The organism is Variovorax sp. Varisp46 (assembly GCF_059491885.1).
On record NZ_CP168515.1, the window covers coordinates 1,207,830 to 1,225,566 of the forward strand.

15 protein-coding genes and 1 tRNA gene are annotated in these 17,737 nt (G+C 63.7%); 12 read left to right on the top strand and 4 right to left on the bottom strand.

Translation table 11 applies throughout. From position 1 onward, the window contains the following. Nucleotides 1–258 precede the first annotated feature (258 nt). From thrS to ACEN9N_RS05730, 11 genes are all read left to right on the top strand, one after another. Nucleotides 259–2,166, top strand: a complete 1,908-nt coding sequence (thrS, locus tag ACEN9N_RS05680; protein ID WP_495655538.1) for a threonine--tRNA ligase — start codon at nt 259–261, stop codon at nt 2,164–2,166. A 101-nt stretch (nt 2,167–2,267) separates the two neighbouring features. Then, entirely contained in the window at nt 2,268–2,891 is a 624-nt protein-coding gene (gene infC, locus ACEN9N_RS05685; protein WP_413312617.1) for a translation initiation factor IF-3, read from the top strand. 154 nt (nt 2,892–3,045) lie between these two features. Continuing rightward, nucleotides 3,046–3,249, top strand: coding sequence for a 50S ribosomal protein L35 (gene rpmI / locus ACEN9N_RS05690; RefSeq protein WP_007832497.1), 204 nt, complete (start codon nt 3,046–3,048; stop codon nt 3,247–3,249). A gap of 24 nt (nt 3,250–3,273) precedes the next feature. Further along, nucleotides 3,274–3,633, top strand: a complete 360-nt coding sequence (gene rplT, locus ACEN9N_RS05695; RefSeq protein WP_007832499.1) for a 50S ribosomal protein L20 — start codon at nt 3,274–3,276, stop codon at nt 3,631–3,633. Between the two features lie 112 nt (nt 3,634–3,745). Continuing rightward, complete coding sequence (pheS, locus tag ACEN9N_RS05700; protein WP_495655539.1) at nt 3,746–4,822, top strand: phenylalanine--tRNA ligase subunit alpha; 1,077 nt, start codon at nt 3,746–3,748, stop codon at nt 4,820–4,822. A 41-nt stretch (nt 4,823–4,863) separates the two neighbouring features. After that, the gene (pheT, locus tag ACEN9N_RS05705; protein WP_495655540.1) at nt 4,864–7,305 is read left to right on the top strand and encodes a phenylalanine--tRNA ligase subunit beta; all 2,442 of its coding nucleotides are present in this window, start codon (nt 4,864–4,866) and stop codon (nt 7,303–7,305) included. Nucleotides 7,306–7,310: 5 nt separating this feature from the next. Next, nucleotides 7,311–7,682 (top strand): integration host factor subunit alpha, encoded by a 372-nt coding sequence (locus tag ACEN9N_RS05710; protein ID WP_042673257.1) that lies wholly within the window; start codon nt 7,311–7,313, stop codon nt 7,680–7,682. 64 nt (nt 7,683–7,746) lie between these two features. Next, nucleotides 7,747–8,205 (top strand): MerR family transcriptional regulator, encoded by a 459-nt coding sequence (locus ACEN9N_RS05715; RefSeq protein WP_007832504.1) that lies wholly within the window; start codon nt 7,747–7,749, stop codon nt 8,203–8,205. A 26-nt stretch (nt 8,206–8,231) separates the two neighbouring features. Continuing rightward, nucleotides 8,232–8,308 (top strand) — tRNA-Pro (locus tag ACEN9N_RS05720). Nucleotides 8,309–8,500: 192 nt separating this feature from the next. Further along, nucleotides 8,501–9,751, top strand: a complete 1,251-nt coding sequence (locus tag ACEN9N_RS05725; protein WP_495655541.1) for a tyrosine-type recombinase/integrase — start codon at nt 8,501–8,503, stop codon at nt 9,749–9,751. Between the two features lie 492 nt (nt 9,752–10,243). Then, entirely contained in the window at nt 10,244–13,498 is a 3,255-nt protein-coding gene (locus ACEN9N_RS05730; protein WP_495655542.1) for a DEAD/DEAH box helicase, read from the top strand. 80 nt (nt 13,499–13,578) lie between these two features. Here the strand turns inward: ACEN9N_RS05730 and ACEN9N_RS05735 are convergent, their stop codons facing one another. The 3 genes from ACEN9N_RS05735 to ACEN9N_RS05745 form a co-directional block, all read right to left on the bottom strand. Continuing rightward, nucleotides 13,579–13,923 (bottom strand): helix-turn-helix transcriptional regulator, encoded by a 345-nt coding sequence (locus tag ACEN9N_RS05735; protein WP_495655543.1) that lies wholly within the window; start codon nt 13,921–13,923, stop codon nt 13,579–13,581. Between the two features lie 186 nt (nt 13,924–14,109). Further along, nucleotides 14,110–14,550 carry a hypothetical protein gene (locus tag ACEN9N_RS05740; RefSeq protein ID WP_192322897.1) on the bottom strand — a complete coding sequence of 147 codons (441 nt, stop codon included), beginning with the start codon at nt 14,548–14,550 and terminating at the stop codon, nt 14,110–14,112. A 50-nt stretch (nt 14,551–14,600) separates the two neighbouring features. Further along, entirely contained in the window at nt 14,601–15,839 is a 1,239-nt protein-coding gene (locus ACEN9N_RS05745; protein WP_495655544.1) for a hypothetical protein, read from the bottom strand. A gap of 320 nt (nt 15,840–16,159) precedes the next feature. Here ACEN9N_RS05745 and radC point away from each other — a divergent pair, with 320 nt between their 5' ends. Next, nucleotides 16,160–16,690, top strand: coding sequence for a RadC family protein (gene radC / locus ACEN9N_RS05750; RefSeq protein WP_495655545.1), 531 nt, complete (start codon nt 16,160–16,162; stop codon nt 16,688–16,690). A 46-nt stretch (nt 16,691–16,736) separates the two neighbouring features. Here radC and ACEN9N_RS05755 read toward each other — a convergent pair whose 3' ends face one another. After that, nucleotides 16,737–17,549 carry an NYN domain-containing protein gene (locus ACEN9N_RS05755; RefSeq protein WP_495655546.1) on the bottom strand — a complete coding sequence of 271 codons (813 nt, stop codon included), beginning with the start codon at nt 17,547–17,549 and terminating at the stop codon, nt 16,737–16,739. Between the last annotated feature and the right edge of the window lie 188 nt (nt 17,550–17,737).

Consider the following 17,737-nt stretch of genomic DNA (forward strand, 5'->3'; position numbering starts at 1 on the left):
CGACGAGGCGCCGGGGCTCCACGGCGCCGCGGCCGCGGCTTGAACGGGCAGAAGTTAGAATCCCCGCCTCTGCACTCAACAAGAGCGAGAAAGGCATCTTGGTTATGACACCGCGAACTACTCCGCAAGGATTCAGCGGCTTTTTCTTCTTCGAAGGAAAAGGCCGGTAGCCCCGCGCTCGCTGGTTTCCGCCAGCTCTTCAACCAGGCAAAGCGCGGCATCCACCGCGCTTTTTTGTTTTTCTCCCGAGGTTTCCACATGATCCAGATCACGCTCCCCGACAACTCGCGCCGCGAGTTCCCCGGCCCGGTTTCGGTGGCCGAAGTCGCCCAGTCCATCGGCCCCGGGCTCGCCAAGATGACGGTGGCCGGCAAGATCGACGGCCGGCTGGTCGATGCCAGCGACGTCATCGACCACGACGCCAGGCTGCAGATCATCACGCCCAAGGACGACGAGGGCCTGGAGATCATCCGCCACTCGACGGCCCACCTGGTCGGCCACGCGGTGAAGCAGCTCTATCCGACGGCCAAGATGGTGATCGGGCCCGTGATCGACGAGGGCTTCTACTACGACATCTCGTACGAGCGCCCCTTCACGCCCGAGGACATGGCCGCCATCGAGGCGCGCATGCGCGAACTGATCGCGCAGGATTACGACGTGATCAAGAAGATGACGCCCCGCGCCGAAGTCATCGAGGTCTTCAAGTCGCGCGGCGAAGACTACAAGCTGCGCCTCGTCGAGGACATGCCCGACGAGCAGGCCATGGGCCTGTACTACCACCAGGAATACGTCGACATGTGCCGCGGCCCGCACGTGCCGAACACGCGCTTCCTGAAGGTCTTCAAGCTCACGAAGCTGGCCGGCGCCTATTGGCGCGGTGACGCCAAGAACGAGCAGCTGCAGCGCATCTACGGCACGGCCTGGGCCGACAAGAAGCAGCTCGACCAGTACATCCAGCGCATCGAGGAAGCCGAGAAGCGCGACCACCGCAAGCTTGGCAAGGAACTCGACCTGTTCCACATCGACGAAGTGGCGCCGGGCGTGGTGTTCTGGCACCCCAAGGGCTGGGCCGTGTGGCAGCAGGTCGAGCAGTACATGCGCGGCATCTACCGCGACACGGGCTACTGGGAAGTGAAGGGTCCGCAGATCCTCGACAAAAGCCTGTGGGAGAAAACGGGCCACTGGCAGAACTACCGCGACAACATGTTCACGACGGAGTCGGAAAAGCGCGAATACGCGCTCAAGCCGATGAACTGCCCGGGCCATGTGCTGATCTTCAAGAGCGACCTGCGCAGCTACCGCGACCTGCCGCTGCGCTATGGCGAGTTTGGCCAGTGCCACCGCAACGAGCCCAGTGGCGCGCTGCACGGCATCATGCGCGTGCGCGGCTTCACGCAGGACGACGGCCACATCTTCTGCACGGAAGACCAGATCCTCGACGAGTGCATCGCGTACACGGAGCAGCTGCAGAAGGTCTATGCCGACTTCGGCTTTACGGACATCCTCTACAAGGTGGCCACGCGGCCCGACAACCGCGTCGGCTCCGACGAACTGTGGGACAAGGCCGAGCATGCGGTGATGGAGGCGCTGCGCCGTTCGGGCGTCGACTTCATCATCTCGCCGGGCGATGGTGCCTTCTACGGCCCGAAGATCGAATACACGTTGAAGGACGCGCTGGGCCGCCAGTGGCAGTGCGGCACGATGCAGGTCGACTTCAACACGGCCGAGCGCCTGGGCGGCGAGTACGTGACGGAATCGAGCGGCCGCGCGCACCCCGTGATGCTGCATCGCGCCATCGTCGGCAGCCTCGAGCGCTTCATCGGCATGCTGATCGAACACCATGCCGGCGCACTGCCCGCATGGCTCGCTCCGGTGCAGGTGGCGGTGCTCAACATCAGCGAAGGGCAGGCCGACTACGCTGCTTCAGTGGCGAAAACGCTGCAGAATCAAGGGCTTAGGGTCCAGCTGGATCTGCACAACGAGAAGATTACGTATAAAATACGGAAGCATTCGTTGCAAAAGCTCCCTTACATCCTCGTCGTGGGCGACAAGGAAAAGGAAGCAGGTGCCGTCGCAGTGCGCGCCCGGGGCAATCAAGACCTCGGAGCAATGTCCCTCGAATCGTTCGTGCAACGGCTCGTCCAGGACGTTGCCGACAAGCGTTGATTTGCCTCTGAAACACCCCATATGTTTCCTAGCCAGATCGTCCCGCTTGTCCGCGAGGACTGACCGGCGTTCGCTACAGATTTTGTAGCAATTTTTGAAGGATTCTGACCATCGCTACTGCATTTCGCGACCGCCGCCACCGCGAGGAACGCCAACACCGCCTGAACCGGGAAATCATGGCCCCGGAAGTCCGCCTTGTAGGCCCGGAAAACGAGCCATTGGGTGTTATGAGCCTCTCGGAGGCCTTGCGCCTCGCCGGCGAGGCCGATGTGGATCTGGTGGAGGTCGTCGCGGCGGCCAACCCGCCGGTATGTCGCCTGATCGAGTACGGCAAGTTCAAGTACCACGAGCAGAAGAAGGCAGCCGAGGCGAAGTCGAAGCAGAAGGTCATCGAGGTCAAGGAAATCAAGTTCCGGCCCGGTACCGACGATGGCGACTACAACATCAAGATGCGCAACATCAAGCGCTTTCTTGAGGACGGCGACAAATGCAAGATCACGCTGCGCTTCCGCGGCCGCGAGATCACGCACCAGGAGCTGGGTCTGGCATTGCTGCAGCGCATTCGCGACGAACTGGGCGACCTGATCATGGTCGAGCAGTTCCCGAAGCTCGAAGGCCGGCAGATGATCATGATGATCGCGCCGGGCCGCAAGAAGGCCGGCGGCGGGGTTCCCAAGCCGGCAGCAGACGCTGCGCCGGCAACGGCGCCGGCTGCAACTGCCTGAGGCGCTTGCAGCAGTCAGGGTTTTGAAGGGATTTCGCCGTTGCCGGCACTTTGAAAGAAGAGCGGGCAGGGGCGAGATAAAGAAGTGTCTCGGGGCCAACAAGTCCGTGGAGCATCCATGGCGCCTCACGAGCACAAACTAAAGGAGCATTCACATGCCCAAAATGAAGACCAAGAGCAGCGCGAAAAAACGTTTCCGCGTTCGTCCCGGTGGCACCGTCAAGCGCGGTCAAGCCTTCAAGCGTCACATCTTGACGAAGAAGACCACCAAGAACAAGCGTCACCTCCGTGGTGCAGTCGCAGTGCATGAGACCAACATGGTTTCTGTCGCCGCCATGCTGCCCGGCCGTGGCATTTAACTCAGACGAACAAGGAGTACACACATGCCTCGCGTCAAACGTGGTGTAACGGCTCGCGCCCGCCACAAGAAAGTTCTCGCACTCGCCAAGGGTTTCCGCGGTCGCCGCGGCAATGTCTTCCGCGTCGCCAAACAGGCGGTGATGAAGGCAGGCCAATACGCCTACCGTGACCGTCGTACCAAGAAGCGCGTGTTCCGTCAGCTGTGGATCGCGCGTATCAACGCCGCCTCGCGTGAACTGGGCCTGACCTACAGCCAGTTCGCCAACGGCATCCGCAAGGCCGGTATCGAGATCGACCGCAAGATGCTTGCGGACATCGCCGTGCACGACAAGGCCGCTTTTGCCGGCATCGTGGAGCAGGTCAAGGCCAAGCTGGCTGCTTGATTTTGCACAGCAGGTCGCCGTCTCCGGACGGCTTCTTGCGCCCACGGCTCAAGGGCTGGCGCTTGAAAAGGCTCCAGCTCTTTTTTATTTCCCCTCGAAGATTTTTGTTGCTATGAACGAGTTGGACTCCCTGGTCGACACCGCACGCGCCGCTTTCGCCGAAGCGAAGACGCCCGCCGAGCTCGAAAACGCCAAGGCGCAGTTCCTCGGCAAGTCGGGCCGCATCACCGAGCTGATGAAGGGCATGGCCGCGCTGAGTGTCGAAGAGAAGAAGTCCCGCGGCGCCGCGATCAACGTGGGCAAGCAGTCCATCGAGACCGCGCTGACCGACCGCCGCCAGCAACTGGCCGACGAAGAACTCTCGCTGCAACTGCGCGCCGAAGCGCTCGACGTGAGCCTGCCCGGCCGTCGCCGCATTTCCGGCGGACTGCATCCCGTGAGCCGCACCCTGGAGCGCATCGAGGAGATCTTCTCGAGCATGGGCTTCGACGTGGCCGACGGCCCCGAAATCGAGAGCGACTGGCACAGCTTCACCTCGCTCAACAACCCACCGAATCATCCTGCACGTTCGATGCAGGACACCTTCTACGTCGACCTGAATGGCGACGACGGCATTCCCTACAACCTGCGTCCGCACACCAGCCCGATGCAGGTTCGCTACGCGCATCAGCACATCAAGAAGTACGCGGCCGAATTCGCCGCCGCTGCAGCCGACACCACCGGCACCGTGAAGGCGCCCGAGATCCGCGTGATCGCGCCGGGCCGCACCTATCGCGTCGACAGCGATGCCACGCACTCGCCCATGTTCCACCAGTGCGAAGGCCTGTGGCTCGGCGAGAACGTGAGCTTCAAGGACCTGAAGGTCGTCTTCACCGACTTCTGCCGCACTTTCTTCGAGCGCGATGACCTCGTGCTGCGCTTCCGCCCGAGCTTCTTCCCGTTCACCGAACCGAGCGCCGAGATCGACATCCAGTTCGCGAGCGGCCCGCTGGCCGGCCGCTGGCTCGAGGTGGCGGGCTCGGGCCAGGTGCATCCGAACGTGGTGCGCAACATGGGGCTCGACCCCGAGCGATACATCGGCTTCGCCTTCGGCATGGGCCCCGACCGGCTCACCATGCTGCGCTACGGCGTGAACGACTTGCGCTTGTTCTTCGACGGCGACCTGCGTTTCCTCTCGCAGTTCCAGTGAGCCCCCTCCACAGATAGAAAAACCAGATCGAGATCGAAGAGATGCAATTCCCGGAATCCTGGCTGCGCGAGTTCTGCAACCCGCCCATCGACAGCGCCGCACTGGCCGAAACGCTCACCATGGGCGGCTTCGAGGTCGAGGAGCGCCGACCGGTGGCGCCGCCTTTCACGCGCATCGTGGTCGGCGAGATCAGGGAAGCGGTGCAGCACCCCAACGCCGATCGCCTGCGCGTGTGCCAGGTCGACGCGGGGCAGGGCGCCTTGCTCAACATCGTGTGCGGCGCGCCGAATGCGCGCGTCGGCATCAAGGTGCCGTGCGCGCTGGTCGGTGCCGAACTGCCGCCGGGCGAAGACGGCAAGCCCTTTCTCATCAAGCTGGGCAAGCTGCGCGGCGTCGAGAGCCAGGGCATGCTGTGCTCGGCGCGCGAACTGAAGCTGAGCGAAGACCACGGCGGTCTGCTTGAACTCGCTGCCGATGCGCCCATCGGCGCCGACGTGCGCGACGTACTCAAGCTGGACGACGCGTTGCTCACCCTGAAGCTCACGCCGAACCTGGCGCACGGCCTCAGCGTGTACGGCGTGGCGCGCGAACTCGCCGCACTCACCGGCGCACCGCTGAAGACGCCGGCCATCGCGGCCGTGGCCACGTCGTTCTCTGATGTGCTGCCCGTCAAGGTCGAGGCGCCCGACCTGTGCGGCCGCTTCTCGGGCCGCATCGTACGCGGCGTGAACACCAAGGTCGCCACGCCGGCATGGATGGTCGAGCGCCTCGCGCGCTGCGGCCAACGCAGCGTGACGCCGCTGGTCGACATCTCGAACTACGTGATGTTCGAGTACGGCCAGCCCAGCCACATCTTCGACCTCGACAAGATCCACGGTGGCCTCACGGTGCGCTGGGGCAAGGCGGGCGAGCAGCTCAAGCTGCTCAATGGCAACACGATCACCGTGGACGACAAGGTCGGCGTGATCGCCGACGACCGCGAGGTCGAGTCCCTCGCCGGCATCATGGGCGGCGACGCCACTTCGGTGTCCGACGACACGCGCAACATCTACGTCGAAGCCGCTTTCTGGTGGCCGGAGGCGGTGCAGGGCCGCTCGCGCCGCTTCAACTTCTCGACCGACGCGGGTCACCGCTACGAGCGCGGTGTCGATCCGAGCCGCACGGTGCAGATCATCGAGCGCATCACGCAGCTGATCATTGAAATCTGCGGCGGCGAGGCTGGCAGGATGGACGACCAGACGCTGCGCGTGCCCGAGGCCGTGCCCGTCACGCTGCGCGTCGAGCGTGCGGCGCGCGTGATCGGCATGCCGCTGACGCAAGCGCAATGCGCCGACGCGCTGAATCGCCTCGGCTTCGCGATCACCGAAGGCGAGGGCACGTTGACTGTGACCCCGCCGCCGCACCGCTTCGACCTGCTGATCGAAGAAGACCTGATCGAAGAGGTCGCGCGCCTGATCGGCTTCAACAACCTGCCGACCATCGCACCGCTCGCACCCATCACCGCCCGCGTGCGGCCCGAGGCGCAGCGCAGCCGGTTCGCGGTGCGCCGCAGCGTCGCAGCGCTGGGCTACCAGGAAACGATCAACTTCAGTTTCGTCGAAGCGCATTGGGAGCAAGACCTCGCAGGCAATGCCAACCCGATCAAGCTGCTGAACCCCATCGCCAGCCAGATGAGCGTGATGCGCTCGTCGCTGCTCGGCTCGCTGCTGCAGGTGCTCAAGTTCAACCTCGATCGCAAGGCGCCGCGCGTGCGCGTGTTCGAGCTGGGCCGCGTGTTCATGCGCGACGACAGCGTCGTCACCACCGACAGCACCGTGCGCGGCGTGAATCAGCCGATGCGCGTGGCGGGCCTCGCCTGGGGCGATGCCGACGAGGCGCGCTGGGACGGCAAGCCGAACCGCGTCGACTTCTACGACGTCAAGGGCGACGTCGAGGCACTGCTTGCACCGCTCGTGCCGGTCTTCGAAGTGGCTGAGCATCCTGCGCTGCACCCGGGCCGTTCGGCACGTGTGCTGGTTGACGGCAAGGCCATCGGCTTCGTCGGCGAACTGCATCCGCGCTGGCGCCAGAAGTGGGACTTCGCCCAGGCGCCGGTGCTGTTCGAACTCGACCTCGACGTCGTCACTGCACGCTCCGTGCCGGTTGCGCAGCCCGTGCCGAAGCACCAGGCCGTGGAGCGCGACCTCGCCGTCGTCGTGGCCGAAGCCGTCACGCACGATGCACTGGTACAGGCCATTCGCACGGCAACAGCCGCACAGGGTCTGCTGCGCGACGTGACGCTGTTCGACATCTATCGTCCGCAGCCATTGCGCGATGGTGCCGTGGTTGCGCCCGGTGCACTGGCCCAAGGAGAGAAGAGCATGGCGGTTCGCCTGACCTTCCAGAACGACGGCGCCACCTTGACGGACGAGCAGGTCGAACCTGCGGTCCGCGCAATCGTCGAACAATTGGGCGCCACGCTCGGCGGCCGCTTGAGGGGATGACGGGAATGAACGCTGCCGAATTCACGCTCGAGGCTCTCGAAACGCCCGCGCTCACCAAGGCGCATCTGGCCGACCTGCTGTTCGAGCAGATCGGCCTGAACAAGCGTGAGTCCAAGGACATGGTCGAGGCGTTCTTCGAACTCGTGGCCAACAGCCTCATCGAGGGCACGGACGTGAAGATCTCGGGCTTCGGCAACTTCCAGATCCGCGTGAAGGCGCCTCGGCCGGGCCGCAATCCGCGCACCGGCGAGGCGATTCCGATCGGCGAGCGCCGCGTGGCCACGTTCCACGCGAGCGCCAAGCTCAAGGAACAGATTCACGGAAGCATCGACCAGAACGGCGCAGCCGAAGTCGAGTGGAGCTTGGGGGCGGAATAGTGCTTGGTGCTGTGCGCCCGGGTGGAGTAATCTCTAAGGTTTCCCGCGCACAGTCTTGATTTCAATGGAGAAAACGCTCCCACCGATTCCCGTCAAACGCTACTTCACCATCGGTGAGGTCGGCGAGTTGTGTGGCGTCAAGCCGCACGTGCTGCGCTATTGGGAGCAGGAGTTCACGCAGCTGCGGCCGATGAAGCGGCGCGGCAACCGCCGCTACTACCAGCACCACGAGGTGCTGATGATCCGCCGCATCCGCGATCTGCTCTACGACCAGGGCTTCACGATCAGCGGGGCGCGCAACAAGCTGCAGGAACTCGTGCAGGGCGAGCGCGACCGTCGCAAGGCAGGAGAGGTGCCGCTTGAAGGCGTGGAGGCCATCGAGATCGATCAGGAAGAATTCGACGCCGCGGTGGTGCAGGAGTCCGCTGCACCCGCTGCTGCGCAGACGGTCGATCTGTCGCAGTTGTTGCACCTGCGGCGCGAACTCTTTGAAATTCGTGAGCTGTTGACTATCGGACGCTGAATTTCAACCGCTATAATCGAGAGCTTCGGTGTGTGGCGCAGCCTGGTAGCGCACTTGCATGGGGTGCAAGGGGTCGAAGGTTCGAATCCTTTCACACCGACCAACAAAACGTCCAAGGGCGTCCGGTTTCATCCACCGGACGCCCTTTTTCATTGGGGAACTGGGCGAATCGCGTCCGCCGGCATACACTGAAATCCGGTGACTGCCAGCGCCAAGTGGGGGTACAAAAGGGGGTACAAGCCGCCTGAACCCCCTGGGATGGCGGTTTTGTACCCCCACCCCATGGATGTACCCCATGCCGTTGACCGATGCCGCATGCCGCAACGCCTCCTGTCCACCTGACCGAAAGCAGGCACGCTACGCCGACGCAGGCGGCCTCTATCTGGAGGTTTCGGCCTCGGGTTCTCGTCGGTGGTTCTGGAAGTTCAGGATCGAAGGGGTCGAGAAGAAGTTCGCCTTGGGCTCCTATCCTGACGTGAGCCTCGCCGCGGCGCGCAAGGCGCGTGATGCGGCCAAGGCGCAGAAAGCGGCCGGGATCAACCCCATTCAGGCGAGGCAGGTCGTCAAGCTCAAGGCGGCCGTGAACACCGGCGACACCTTTCGAGAGACCGCGCTCGAGTGGTTCGACAAGCACCATACACGGTGGAGCGGCCACTACGCCACCCGCGAGAAGCGCAACCTGGAAAAGGATCTTTTTCCGTACTTTGCTGCTCGTCGCATCAGCGAAATCGAGGCCATCGAGTTGTTGGCGGCCCTGCGCCGTGTCGAGGAACGCGGCGCTCTCGACGTGGCCGGCCGCGTGCTGATGACGGCACGGGCGGTGTGGCGCTACGCGGTCGCAACCGCGCGGGCGCCGCGCGATATCACGGTGGATCTCAAGGGGGCACTCACGCCCCACAAGAAGCGGCACTTCGCGGCGATCACCGATCCGGCCCAACTGGGGACGCTGATACGCGTCATCCGGGGCTACCAAGGCGGAGCCATCGTGCGCACGGCGCTTCAACTGGCGCCTATGCTTTTTCAGCGCCCGAACGAATTGCGAGCGGCGGCCTGGGCCGAGATCGATCTCGACGGGGCGCTCTGGACCGTGCCCGCTGCGCGGATGAAGCGGCGCATCGATGGCAAGCAACATGGTGATCCGCACTTGGTACCGCTGCCCAGGCAGGCTGTGGAGCTGCTGCGCAAGCTACATCCCATTACGGGCCACAGTACGCTAGTCTTCCCGGGTGAGCGCAGTCATGAGCGGCCAATCTCGGACAACACCCTGCGTGCAGCGCTTCTGACCCTGGGCTACGGCCCAACCGTGCAGACGGTTCATGGCTTCCGGGCGACAGCCCGGACCTTGCTGGCAGAAACGCTGGAGATCGATCCGCTGGTGATCGAAGCCCAGTTGGCGCACGCCGTCAAGGACGCCAATGGCCGTGCCTACAACCGTACGCAGTATCTCAAGCAGCGGACCGTGATGCTCCAGCGGTGGGCGGACTATCTGGATGTGCTGACTACCAAAGCGGGTTCTCCACTGGCTGAGCTGAAAACGGCCGCCTGAGAACGACTCTTGTCGGGTGATAGCACGGCACCTCCGAGAGCGCCGTTCGAGCAGTATGTCGCGGTGCGCTGGTGCCTGGAGGCGGCGTCATCGTTCTCGAGCGGCCGCGCAAGGCGACGGCGACGAGGTATCAATCAGGTCTCGGCCAAGGTGCGAAGCGGGATCGCGCGCAATGGATCGCCGGGACAGTGTCTGCTGTCCTCTTATTGATGATTCTGCACGCTCTGGCTGGCTGCGCGTCTGCGATTGGGGGCGGCTTTGCGGCAGTTGCGGTCTTCCGTTGGACCAGCTCTTTTTCGCGCTTACTGCCGGCAAGCGGTCGCTGGGGGCGGCTGAGCAGAGCAGCGTCAGGAAGGAGGTCATGGAAGTTGTGAGCCACGGCCATCGACGCATGTTCATGGGCGCGCCTTCATAACCTGATTTACGATTAGACACACGTCAGAAGAACCCGTTCTAGCCGACCCTTTGGGAGGACCTGTGATCCGACTAACCGTGCCGTCCGTCAAGGGCGTCGATGCCAAGACTTTGCGGGGTTTTATCGGCCAGCTCGCGCATCCCTCTGAGGTTGTCGAGGGCGCGTTGACAAAGTTCACGGTGCCCTCGCGAACGGGATGGAAGCTGAGCGGCACTGACGGTCGCGTCCTGTATGTCTTTCCTAAGGCACCGCCGACAAGTCAGATGCCAAACGACGGGCCCGTTCTGCTCGGCGATGTCGCTGATGGTGCGGTTGAGGCCGACCTAAGCCAAGGCAAATGGCTCGCCCACCCGGACCTCGGCACTGGTCCCACGGCCGCCCAGGCGCGGGACAGCTGGTTCGCCGCGTTTAACTTCATTGGCGAGGACCAGCTCCGCGGAGGACAAGTCGGCTTGCGCCGCCCTCAACTGGGAGCGCTTCATGCAATTCACGCTCATTGGTCTACCAAGAGCGATGTTGCGACCGTCGTCATGCCGACCGGTACGGGCAAAACCGAGACGATGTTGGCCACGATGATCTCCGCCCTGTGCACGCGGGTCGTGGTGATCGTGCCCACCGACGCGTTGAGGACGCAGATCGCGTTGAAGTTCTTCTCGCTGGGCATTCTGAAGGATCCCCGCTCCGTGCTGCTCGCAGCGAACGTGCTGAGGCCTGTCGTCGGCACGCTTGAGAAGCGGCCCACGACCGTCGAGGAGGTGGATGAGCTGTTCAAACGGTGCAACGTCATCGTGACAACCAGCGTACTTGCAGGGAAGTGCAGCCACGAGGTGCAGGTCAGGATGGCTGAGCTCTGCACGCACCTGTTCATCGATGAAGCCCATCACGCCGAAGCACCGACCTGGCACGCATTCAAGTCGGTTTTCAAGGCACACAAGCGGCATGTCTTGCAGTTCACCGCCACGCCATTCCGCGAAGACGGGGTGCCTCTGGACGGAGAGATCGTGTACGTCTATCCAATGAGGCAGGCGCAGCGAGAGGGCTATTTCCGAGCCATCAGGTTCAGCTCGGTGTATTCCTTCAATAACGCCAGAGCTGACCGCGACATCGCCGCCAAGGTCATCGAGGAGCTCAACGCCGATGCCACAGGCCTGCACGTTGCCATGGCACGCGTATCCACGCAAATACGGGCTGCACAGGTGCTCACGATCTACCAGGAGCTTGGCCAGTTCAATCCGGTGATGCTTCACAGCGGCATGACGAAGGCCGACGCTCAGGCAGCACGCAGCCAGCTGGACCAGCGCAGGTCGCGCATAGTCGTTTGCGTTGACATGCTCGGCGAAGGCTTCGACATGCCGGAGTTGAAGATCGCGGCCTTCCACGATCTCCGCAAGAGCCTGGCGGTGACGCTGCAACTTGCCGGCCGCTTCACGCGGTCCAGGGACGACCTGGGCGATCCGGTGTTCATCGCGAACATCGCCGACGTCAACCTGCGCGAAGAACTCCGAACTCTTTACACCCAAGATCCCGATTGGAATCTCCTGCTCCCCAGCCTGAGCGAAAGTGCGATCGGACAGGAACTGGAGGCACAGCGCTTCATGGGCGGGTTCGACAACCAGCTGGACGAGATCCCGGTAAACGAGATCAGGCCGGCCGCAAGCATGGTGGCCTATCGGACGCACTGTGCCCAATGGAAGCCTTCCGAGCACAACAAGGCTTTCCCGGGGCTGGCTGAAGGCGAAGAGATCTACCCCATCCTCAACGAGAAGGAAAGGACGCTCATCATCATCGCGGCCAAAAGGCAAGGCGTGGCGTGGACCGCCGTACCCGCTGTCGAGGGATTGGTCTGGGAGCTTTGCATCGCAGTCTGGGACAAAGACCAGTCACTGCTTTTCATCCACGGATCCACGAACACGGGCAACTACGCCCCGTTCGCGCGTGCCTTGTGCGGGGACGACGTCGAGCTGATCCAAGCGCCCGGCGTCTTCAGAGCGTTTGCGGGCATCAATCGGTTGATGTTGATGAACGTCGGCCTCGACGAGCAGTTCGGTCGCCAGGTGCGGTACACGGGCCGCATGGGCCCCGACGTCGGGGCACGCTTGACCGATACAACCTTGGAGACGACCACGAAAGCCGTCCTCGCCGGGTTCGGCTTCGAAAACGGCGGCCCTGCCTCGATCGGTGCGGGCAAGAAGGGGCGCGTGTGGGCAACCTTGCGGCTGAAGGTCAACGAATTTGCCGCCTGGTGCAAGCATGTCGGTGCCAAGCTCGTCGACGACAGCATTGACCCCGAGGAGGTCCTGAGGGGCACGTTGATACCCCGGCTTGTGAGTGCGCGGCCGGCCTCGGTGCCAGTAGGTGTGGACTGGCCCGTGGAATTGCTCGACTTGGTGGAGTCGGCGACCAAGATCTCCTTCGTCTACACGGTCGAGGAGCATCTGACCAACGTCAGCATCGAGGTTCGGGACTTCAACTCGACCGGCCCGATCGTCCTGCGCGTGTACAGCGAGTCCCGGGAGGTTCAGGTCCGGCTCAATTTCGTGACGCGTGGCAGGGCCGCCGACTTTGAGTTCGTCTACGAAGGTGCCGCGACCGCAACGATTCATCGCGGGGGCGACTACGACCTTTGCGCCTACCTGACTGAGCATCCTCCGACGATCTGGTTCGCCGACGGATCAAAGCTGGAGGGAAACACACACGTCGAGCTGCGCACCTCGGCGCAGCTGTATTTGCGAGACCGCTTGGAAGTGCTCGACTGGACAGGCATTGACATCACCAAGGAATCACAGAGAGAGGAACGTCGCAAGGACTCCGTTCAGTACCGAATGATTGAGCACATCAAGGCGGAGAACAGGCACGAAATCGTGTTCGATGACGATGGCGCCGGCGAAGCCGCGGACATCGTCGGCATCAATCTGGACAGCCAGAGCCAGCCCCGACTCATCACGGTAGACCTCTACCACTGCAAGTACTCGGGCGGCGATGTGCCCGGGGCGCGCATTGACGACATGTACGTCGTCTGCGGGCAAGCTCAGCGCAGTGTCATGTGGCTCCACAACAAGGAGCGTCGCACTGACCTCTTTGCACATCTCCTTAAGCGGGACGCGGACCGTGTAGAGGGCGGCCGGCCAACGCGCTTTGAGGTTGGCTCCAAAGACCGCTTGGCACAGATCCGTGATCTCAGCCGCATCTGTGCCGTCACGTTGAGGGTCTATATCGTCCAGCCAGGCCTTTCCAAGACGGGGGCAGCTGATCATCAGCTTGCCCTGCTCGGCGTAACGGACCGCTTCCTGTCCGAGACCTACCAGACGCCGCTCAAGGTGTATTGCGGATAGACCGGCCGCACCGGCTGCTCCCACACTCGGCGTCGACTTCGCTGTTGCGTTGCGCGCAGCAGACGGGCTGCATGCAGTATTCATGTCGCGCGCCCGTCCATGCGATCCGCGATCCATGATTGCACGGCGCTCTCTGGCCACGCCGCGGCGCGCTGTCCGGTTTTCACCGAGCGAGGAAAGATGCCCCTGCGCATCTGCTCGTAGATGGCCGACCTGCACAGGCCGGTGAGGCGCTCGACTTCGGGCAGTCTCAGAAGCCTGTCGGAGGCGCGCTTTGCCGTCTGCATCGGCGGCGCCGTTGCGTCACCGCGAAGGAGCGTGAGCGCCTCTTGCAGCAGATGAGCCGCCTGCAGGGCTCTTTGAACGCTAGGGTCGGCGGCGACGCGCGCGCTCGGTTCGTTGAGGGTATGGGTTCGCATGGGCATTACCTTTCGGTTCTTCCGCAGCGCGTTCAATGCCGTTGCGGGACGTCCGTAGGTTGCCAGCGATGTCTGCTGGAACCAACTCGCCAGAGCGATGCGAGGCGCACAACGGCGTAGGCGTGGAAATCGGAGAAGGGCGTTCAGTGCATGGCGAGCGTTCAAGCTCTCTGCCCTATGACCGATCCCCTCTCAACGACCTTCCCTCTTCCTTTCCAGCAGGAATGCCTTGCGCTCGGCTCGTGCGTCGGCGGCTTGCTTCAGTTCAGCATAGGACTTTGACTCGATAACCGCTCCGCTGGGGTTCTTCACGTTCGGGTTCGTGACCACGGCGTAGTAGGTGGGCGGCGATTTAGGCCCAGCATCGCGATAGATCTGCACCTGCATGCCGCTGTGCAAGTACTCTTCGACGACCTGGTCGTGGTCGGAGGGGTCTGAGTGCGGGATCTGGGCCTTCACATGACGCGCACTATCTTCCGCGGCGATCGGATAGACGTTCAGCTCCAGGACTTGGGCATTCAGGCCCACCTGAATTGCCGATCGCAGTGCGGCCTTGGTGGCCTCCGCGCCCTGGCCCGCGAGCGGGTTCATCTCGATGAGAACGTGCGCAAGGATTCGGCGGTTCTCGGCCATGTTGATTTCCGATCGTTTCTGCGAAGGTTGTTGATGTGGGCTGGGGCGCCTCATTCCGGCCACCAAAGCGGCCGTTCCGGCTGCGCCGCTTCGGTACGCAACGCGTTGGCCAGTTCATGCACGGGATCCTTGAGGCTGTTTCGCACGAGTGCGATCCATGTGCGCAATGCGTCGTCCTCGGGTCGATCGCGGGCGATCCCCTCCAGGCGCGACAGCACATCCAGGGCACTGTGATAGGTCGCAAGGGATTGGCCGACCGCAACGGCGCGATGCAGTTGATTCGCTCGCGCTTCCCGGCGCTGCGCATACGCCTGCTCTGCGGCGAGCGCAATGCTGTGCGCCCGCGCCGCCTCCCGCTCCTGCTTTTGTCGGATAACTGCTTCCTCGGTCAGCAGCTTGGACCTCAGTGCCTCGGCTTCCGGGAATGCGATCAGGGCGCGCGTGATCTCCGGGAGTTGCTGCTCCAGCTCTTCGCGGCTGCCTGTCCATTGGCGGGCGATGACGTGCCAGTCTCTCTCCAGCTTCAGCTTGTAGCCATTAAGGGCCCTGTACTCATCTCGATGAAAGAGGAAATCCTGGCGCTTTGGTTGAGCAATTTTCTCAACCTGTTCGGAGAAGTTCAGCCTGATGGCGCCGCCCGCGCGCCGGATCTCGATCGTGTTCGACACGTCTCCCCGGCCAGCGACGACCTGGCATCCCCCGGCAATCAGTCCCCGGATGAGCGCTTCGTGGAAACGGAGAATCCAGTCAATGTGGGTCAGGGTGGCGGTGATGCGCAGGCAGCCGCTGCCGGAGGTGTACCGGCCCGAGGTCATTCTGTGGCTCGACGCGGCGCCGAAGAAGGGCTTGCGCAGTCGCCTGGCTTCTTCCGCCTCCACCGCCAACTTCGCCTCATCGCGCTCGATGGACTGGAAGAAGCGAGCGGTCTTTGCCACCAGAGGGTGGCAGTGGTCGAGTGAGGGCGGTATGTCGATGGGCTGCAGCACGACGGCGTCCCTCGCCCGGGAAAACGCCTGCTGGACCTGCTGGGTCCTCGTGGCGTCGGAAGCGCGGGCCGCCGTGGTGTCCTTCTCCGGCAAGTGGACTTCGTGATCGACGTCGGAAGGCGGCAGTGGGGTCTGCACACAGATCTTGCCGGCCGCGAGGCGGGTCCAATAGCCGACGGGTGGAACAGGGATTTCGTATCGGCGGCAGAGCTTGGAGAGTCCGACATCGGACAGGCCGAGATTCGGCCCCAGATGGCGAAGGGGTGTCTGCCAGACCAACGCATACAGTTCGGATCGTTTCACGCACATCTCCATCGTCAGTCAAGAGGAATGCCACGACGAAGCCGTTGGGAGGACGCCTGAAGCCCGGGTCGCTGACCATCTTGATCGGCGTCCAGCACCCTCCCTCAAGAAGAACCACTGCGCGCTGCGCTTGCCCAATCGGGTGGGAGCGTGGTGGGGCGGCTTGCTGGTTCCCTTCATCTTTGCACACCGTTCTCGCTGTCAAGGTCTGCGCGTGCTGCGCACGCTGGCGTCCTTCGGCCGTCTGTGAACCCTGACGGCTGCGCTGCGGTGTGCCGGTTCCGGTCTCGGGCAATCCCGCCCGATCGCTGGAGTTCGCCATGTTGCACGATCTGTTCTCTTCCCTCGATTCCTTCGTTTCGGTTCCCTCGTCTTCGCTGCTGGTTCGCGATGTCGCGGGCGAGTACCGTCCGGCCGGGGCTGATGAGGTGCTGGCGGCGGCGCAGCGGGTGCTGGCGAGCCAGGTGCGCGGCGCCAACGTGCTGACGTCGCCGGCGGTGGTCAAGGATTTCCTGCGGGCGCGGCTCGGGGCCTTGTCCCATGAGGTCTTCGCGGTGGTCCATCTGGATGCGCAGCATGTGGTGCTGGATTACGTCGAGATGTTCCGGGGCACGGTGACGCAGACTTCGGTCTATCCGCGCGAGGTGGTCAAAGATGCGCTGGCGTTGAACAGTTCCGCGCTCCTGCTGGTGCATTGCCATCCGAGCGGCTGTGCCGAGCCCTCGCGGGCCGACGAGCAACTGACGCAGACACTCAAGCAGGCGGCGGCGCTGGTGGACGTTCGGGTGTTGGATCATCTGATCGTCGCGGGTGGCACCATCCTCTCGATGGCCGAGCGGGGGCTGCTGTGATGCAGGGGGCCTTCGGGCCTTCTCTCGCTTCTTGCTGGTGCGCCGCTTATGCGCGCGGCGCGTCGGCTTCCGCCGCGCCTTCTGCCTTGGGCAGCAGGCTCACAGACCAATGGCCGCCTTGTTCCTGCTGAGAAGCCAGCAGGTCGTAGGTCTTGACCATGTTCAGCAGTCCCGAGTGGCCGTAGGTCTGGGGCGAGAAGGCCGGGTCGGTGCGCTTGAGGTACTGGCCCAGGACGCCCAGGCCGACCTTGCCCTCGGAGGTGTCGCTGGCCAGCAGCGCCACGGCCTCGACGAGGAAGCGTGGCCGGCGCTTCGGCGCCGGCTTGGGTGGCTCCTGCTTCGGCGGCTCGGCCTTGGCCGGCTCCGCCTTCGCGGCGGCCTTCGGCGTGGCCTCGACCCCGGCTTCCGCCGGGGGCTCGGGGCGGACCCATTCGAAGAACTGGTCGCTGGCGTTGCGCAGGGCATCGGGGGTCTTGGGTTCGCCGACGATGCACACGGTGGCGCCGCGTTCGCGCAGCTTGCGGCACAGGTAGGCGAAGTCGGAATCGCTGGTGACCAGGCAGAAGGTGTCGGCGCGCTCGTCGAAGAGCGCTTCCAGTGCGTCCAGCGCCAGGGCGATGTCGGCGGTGTTCTTGCCGGCGGCGTACTGGTACTGCAGGCAGGGCGTGAAGGCCAGGCGAACCAGGGCGTCCTGCCACTTGTTCGCCAGCGTGCCCTGGTTGCCGTAACCGCGGCGCAGCACGACACGGCCGAACTGGGCCACCATGCGCAGCGCGTGTTCGAGGATGTCGGGCGGCACGTTGTCGCAGTCGACCAGGACGGCGACGCGTGTCTCTGTTGTCATTGGAGTGGTGCTCATCCGGGATGTCGTGTTGCGGGGTTGAACTGCTCGCAACAGTAGCTGATTCCTGGCGTCTCCGGCCACGGAAGTGATGGCCGGTCGCGCTGTCGTGCGTGCGCATCGAGCCACCCTTGGCGTCTCGCCCCTTTGGGCTTCCATCGTACCCTCGCTCCGCACGGCTGACGCCTACGGCCCGGCTCGTTGAT